At 66.5% G+C, this 5,291-nt stretch carries 5 protein-coding genes; 2 read left to right on the forward strand and 3 right to left on the reverse strand.

Going from position 1 to position 5,291, the window contains the following annotated elements:
* Positions 1–181: 181 nt before the first annotated feature.
* The gene (gene istA / locus O9335_RS04270; protein WP_298384042.1) at positions 182–1,744 is read left to right on the forward strand and encodes an IS21 family transposase; all 1,563 of its coding nucleotides are present in this window, start codon (positions 182–184) and stop codon (positions 1,742–1,744) included.
* 68 nt (positions 1,745–1,812) lie between these two features.
* Positions 1,813–2,550 (forward strand): IS21-like element helper ATPase IstB, encoded by a 738-nt coding sequence (gene istB, locus O9335_RS04275; protein WP_298384053.1) that lies wholly within the window; start codon positions 1,813–1,815, stop codon positions 2,548–2,550.
* Between the two features lie 1,344 nt (positions 2,551–3,894).
* Here the strand turns inward: istB and O9335_RS04280 are convergent.
* The 3 genes from O9335_RS04280 to O9335_RS04290 all read right to left on the reverse strand — a co-directional run.
* The gene (locus tag O9335_RS04280; RefSeq protein WP_298384045.1) at positions 3,895–4,137 is read right to left on the reverse strand and encodes an AlpA family transcriptional regulator; all 243 of its coding nucleotides are present in this window, start codon (positions 4,135–4,137) and stop codon (positions 3,895–3,897) included.
* A gap of 76 nt (positions 4,138–4,213) precedes the next feature.
* A complete protein-coding gene (locus tag O9335_RS04285; RefSeq protein WP_298384048.1) occupies positions 4,214–4,762 on the reverse strand; it encodes a hypothetical protein in 549 nt (182 codons plus the stop codon).
* Between the two features lie 15 nt (positions 4,763–4,777).
* On the reverse strand, positions 4,778–5,291 hold a 514-nt coding region (locus O9335_RS04290), incomplete at its 5' end, for a tyrosine-type recombinase/integrase (RefSeq protein ID WP_298384050.1).

The raw sequence follows: 5,291 nt of genomic DNA on the forward strand, positions 1-5,291 counted from the left end.
TGCGTATTCCACGCCATCCCGGACACCATTCCGCTGTGATGGCGGACAGCATTCCACCGTGATGGCGGACACCGTTCCACGCTGAAGGCGGACAGCGTTCCATCCTGATCGCGGACACCGGCGGGTGTCCTGAGTGACCCAACGAGGCATAGGCTGCCCGGCTTTTTGGCCGGGAGAGGCGATGCCCACACCAAGGGTCCTCATGAGCAAGATCAGACAAGCACTTCAACTGCTGGCCGGCGACGCCGGCCTGAGTCTGCGGCAGGTAGCCGCCGCCCTGGGCGTCAGCAAGACCACCATCAGCGAGATCGCGCTGTATGCGCGTGACGCCGGCGTGGACTGGCCGCTGGCCAGTACCCTGAGCGACGACGAACTGCAGGCCAGGCTGTATCCGCCGCCGCGCCCGCGCAGCACCACCCGGGCTGAACCCGACTACGCCGCGCTGCACCAGGAACTCAAGCGCCCCGGCGTCACGCTGCAACTGCTTTGGGAGGAGTACCGTGCCGGTGTCGGCCAGCAGGCCTACCGCTACAGCGCGTACTGCGAGAAGTACCGTGCCTGGGCCAAGCGGCTGAAGCGCTCGATGCGCCAGGTCCACCCTGGCGGTGAGCGCCTGTTCGTGGACTACGCCGGCCAGACCGTGCCGGTGGTCGATGCCGCGACGGGGGAGATCCGCCGCGCCCAGGTCTTCGTGGCCGTGCTGGGGGCATCGAACTACACCTACGCCTGCGCCACCTGGCAGCAGAAGGCCGCCGACTGGGTGGGGGCCATCATCGACACGCTCGCCTTCATCGGCGGCGTGCCCCGGCTGCTGGTGCCCGACCAGCCCCGCGCGCTGATTGCCAACCCCGACGCCTACGAGCCTGCCACCGCGCGGCTGATGCAGGAGCTCGCTGAGCACTACGCGGTGGCCGTGCTGCCCGCACGCCCGGGCCGACCGCAGGACAAGGCCAAGGTCGAAGTCGGCGTGCAGGTCGTGGAGCGCTGGATCCTGGCGCGGCTGCGCAACCGGCGCTTCTTCAGCCTGGCGGAGTTGAACCGCGCCATTGCCCAGCTGCTGGCCGACCTCAACCAGCGCCCCTTCAAGAAGCTGCCCGGTTGCAGGGCCCAGGCCTTCGCCGCACTGGACGCGCCGGCCCTGAAGCCGCTGCCGGCCACCGCCATGGTGCTGGCGCAGTTCAAGCCCGCGCGCGTGAACATCGACTACCACGTCGCCTTCGAGGGCCACTACTACAGCGTGCCGCACCAGCACGTCGGCGCGGCGGTGGAGCTGCGCATCACGGCCAGCACGCTGGAAGTGCTGCTGCGCCGCCAGCGCGTTGCCGCGCATGCCCGCAGCGCCAAGGCGGGCGGCTTCACAACGGTGGCTGAGCACATGCCGGTGTCGCACCGGGCGCAGGCGCAGTGGACGCCGACCAAGCTCATCAGCTGGGGTGAGCGCATCGGCGCAGCCACCGCTGGCGTGGTGCGCTGGCAGATGGCGCACCGTGCGCACCCCGAGCAGGGCTACCGCTCCTGTCTGGGGCTGATGCGGCTGGCCCGGGAGTACGGCAACGAGCGTCTGGAAGCCGCCTGCGCCCGCGCGCAGTCCATCCGCGCGCCCCACTACCGCAGCGTCAAGTCGATCCTGGCCTGCGGCCTGGACCGGCAGGGCAGCAGCCTCCTGGGCGGGGATGTCGGCACGACCGCGCCGATGCCGGCCCACGACAACGTGCGCGGCCCCGGCTACTACGGGCACCACTGATGGCCACCGCAATGACCCACCGCCCCAACCCCGGCACCACCACCACCCCGGACCACGACAACACCGCCATGCTGCAACAACACACCCTGGACCAACTGCGCGGCCTGCGCCTGGACGGCATGATCGCCGCGCTGACCGACACGGGCACGCAAGCTGCTGCTGAGTCGCTGAGCTTCGAACAACGCCTGGCGCTGCTGGTGCAGCGCGAGCTGGACTGGCGCGACGGCAAGCGCGTGGCGCGGCTGCTGAAGGCGGCCAAGCTGAAGGTCAGCAGCGCCTGCGTGGAGGACATCGACTGGCGTGCCGGCCGTGGGCTGGACCGCCACCTGATCACGGCGCTGGCCGGCGGCGACTGGATCCGCCATGGCCGCAACGTGCTCATCACGGGTGCCACCGGTTGCGGCAAGACCTGGCTGGGGTGTGCGCTGGCTCAGCAGGCCGCGCGCCAGGGCTTCAGCGTGCTGTACACCCGCGCCACCAGGCTGCTGCAGGAGTTGCAGGTGGCCCATGGCGACGGCAGCTTCGGCCGCCGCCTGGCGCAACTGGCGCGGCTGGATGTCCTGGTGCTGGACGACCTGGCCATCGCGCCCATCGCCGCCCAGGAGCGCCAGGATTTGCTGGAACTGCTCGACGACCGGGTGGGCAGCCGCAGCACGCTGATCACAAGCCAGTTGCCGACCAGCGCCTGGCATCAGTGGCTCAACGAGCCCACCATCGCCGACGCCATCATGGACCGGCTGCTGCACGGCTCGCACACCCTGGCGCTGAAGGGTGAGTCGCTGCGCCGGGCGAAGCACCCAGCCTGACGGCAACCCAGGCACGCCGGCCGAGTACCGCTGCGGCCCCGCCTTGCCCACCGCGGCGGCTGTTCGTCGCAGGCGACGCCGCCGCCGTGGACAAGGCTGCTGCAGCCCCCACCGAAGGCATCCAAACCGCCTTCGGCACCGGGTTGTCCACCCGGCGCCAAGGCGCCGCGTGGACAACCCGGCAGGCCCCGTTCCACGCTGATCGCGGACAGTGTTCCAAATTGATCGCGGACAGTTGCCCTACCATCCGGGCCGTCACTCAGGCACCCCGCCCAGGGTGTCCGCGATCGTCTGGAATGCTGTCCGCGATCAGTCTGGAATGGGTGTCCGCGATCAGTGGAATGCGCATTCAGACTCGATTTCGGGCCTTTAGCTCCCACGGTGGCGGTAATAGCTTGCGAAGTAGGTTTCGGCTGCTCCCGTGGTGGTGACTTAACACGGGGGGGACTACCCGCCATGGGAGGAGCGTTTTCGTTTTTGCGCGGCTGCGCCCACCTTGCTGGCCGATCCACGCTGGGCGGTTGGTTTGCGCCGGGACTGACCTCTTCCCAATCCTTCGTGCTGTAACAGCCGGGGCCTGTGTCCAGCTTGGAAAAGTCGCAGTCCATCGGCCAGAGCGTCACGGCGTATAGGCTGGCTCTGCGCTTGTTGCCTTGTCGCGTCACGCACAGAAGACCGGCGCTCTTCAACTCCGCAAGCGAAGCTGCCAGGGTCGTTTCGCTAGTCCAGCCCCTTGGCTCCAACACAGTGCGGGAGGCGCACAGGTCGCCATTGCGCCGAGAGTTGGGCCCGAGTTGCGAGCACAGGTCTAGGAGCAACTTCGAAGCGTGCAACGACAAGCCGGCAAAGGTGCGGGAGCGAAGGAACTCCAGGGGCATGGCGAACCAAGGCCCGCGCACAGTCACGGGCGACTTCTTGCTCTTGCTGAAGCCGCTCATGCCGTGAACCTCTGGCTTCGACTCCAGGGCCTTGCCTTGGCGTGGCCTGTGGGGGTCAGGAAATAGACCCCGTATCGCACCGCGTGCCCATCGCGGTCGCGACACTTGATCCACTCGGTGCAAAGGTCTGCAGTCGGACTAAGGCCCTGCTCTCGCAAGCCCTGAATGATGTGTGGGCCGTTCAAGGCACCGGCAATCGAGCGAACATCGTTGTTCGTCAGTCGTCGCCCTCCCATCAGCTCGGCCAGCACTCGGGCCTGTCGTTCGTTGGCAGGCCCAAGAAAGGCGCCAAGGGTGAGCTCTTGGCATGTGCCCTCGGGGCTGTGAGAATGCGACTGTTCGTTTGAAGTAAGACCACTGAAGCCCAGCACCGCGCCAACGGTCTGGGCTTCGTTCTTTGCGGGGCTCATTGCAGGCCCCCTTTGCGTTGCGCGTGTAGCTTGTCTACGAGCTTGCGCAAGTCAGCATCCTTGGCGCCGGCAATGCGGGCCTGGACGATGGCTTCCACTTCGTCAGAGGGCCAAGCGGCTGCTCGGGCGCCCAGCTTTACGGGGCGGGTCATCGTGCCTGCGGCGATGCAGGCATAGAAGGGGCTGCGGGTCTGGCCGGTGTGGGCCAGCACGGGTTCAAGGCGAAGAAGTCGCGGCATTTGTAGAGGCTTTCTGGTGTGTCTGGGGCCATCCCCGGATTCACGACCTCTACTTGGCCTGCGAGAAAACCTCTGACTAGGTTTCTTTCTTCACCATCCGTACGAAGGCGTCCCACTTGTGCAACTCGCCAGTGGCTTCGTGGAACTTGAACGCCTCGCGCATCGCTTTGGTGAACTTGAGTTTTCGGGCAATGCCGTACTGGTAGCGGATCGCCTCGCTTGGGTTTTCGTCGTGCTCTGGGCCAGGTGCCCATGGGTTCAGCAAGTCGCGCCAAGGTTTGCGCTTTGCCAGGGCTGCGGTGGCCGCGAGGATGGTCTTGGGGGGCGTGCTCGTTTTGCGCTCTCGCTCGACCTCGACAGCAAGAACGGCCAGCTCAAACTCACCCCAAGTCCGTGGCCTTCCTCCCTCTTTAGGGGGCATCAATTCGGGTACGTGGAGCCTTGCCAGTTCCAGCGCCAGGAAGTACCAACGGTGCGGGCCATCGGGAATTCCCATTCGCTCTGCCAGGGCGACCATTCGGCGGTCTTCCTCTTTGACCCTTTCGGCAATCACGGCTTGCTTCTGCTCCTCGCTGGCGAGTAGCCCGAACTCAAGCGGCGGGAGGCCAATCGTTTTCTTTGCCATCGTGTGTGTGTATGTTCAGGCCCGAAGGGTGGCAATCGAGACAACCTGGGCGGAGCCTTCGCGAATGGCTTGGATGTGTGCTCCAGCCCTGTCCCATGCGTCTGCCATCTCGGCTGTGTAGTCGTGCCCGTCATAGACCCGGCGCATGGTCTCTTTCTCTTGGTGGTTCAGGCAAAGCTCGGCGACGTGGGGCGCAACCCCAATCCGGGACAGAAGGGTGCGGAATGTGCGGCGCAAGTCGTGGGGGCGCAGCTTCCGGCCTCCAGTCTCTAGGGTGCGCTCGGTCAACCGGGAGAGGGCGCGTGCAACGGCCATCTTTTCAAGGGTGCCACCCTTTGCCTCGGCGCCTTCCTTGCTGCGGGCCGTGCCCGAAGCACCGGGGAATACATAGTCGGACCTGAAAAATTCCTTCTGCTCTGACTCACCCCAATGCGGCCGCCAAGGCCTGGGCGGGCGCATTCCACTGTGGTTTTTGGGTGGGGAGCCCGCCAGCGGCCCGTAACGCTGCCCATAGCGCCGATGCGCGGTG

This window comes from Inhella sp. (genome assembly GCF_027532025.1).
GTDB lineage: Bacteria > Pseudomonadota > Gammaproteobacteria > Burkholderiales > Burkholderiaceae_C > Inhella.

Bases quoted from the DNA above. Each gene is read 5' to 3' on its own strand.
- istA (WP_298384042.1), top strand. From the start codon at position 182: ATGCCCACACCAAGGGTCCTCATGAGCAAGATCAGACAAGCACTTCAA.
- istB (WP_298384053.1), top strand. From the start codon at position 1,813: ATGCTGCAACAACACACCCTGGACCAACTGCGCGGCCTGCGCCTGGAC.
- O9335_RS04280 (WP_298384045.1), bottom strand. From the start codon at position 4,137: ATGCCGCGACTTCTTCGCCTTGAACCCGTGCTGGCCCACACCGGCCAG.
- O9335_RS04285 (WP_298384048.1), bottom strand. From the start codon at position 4,762: ATGGCAAAGAAAACGATTGGCCTCCCGCCGCTTGAGTTCGGGCTACTC.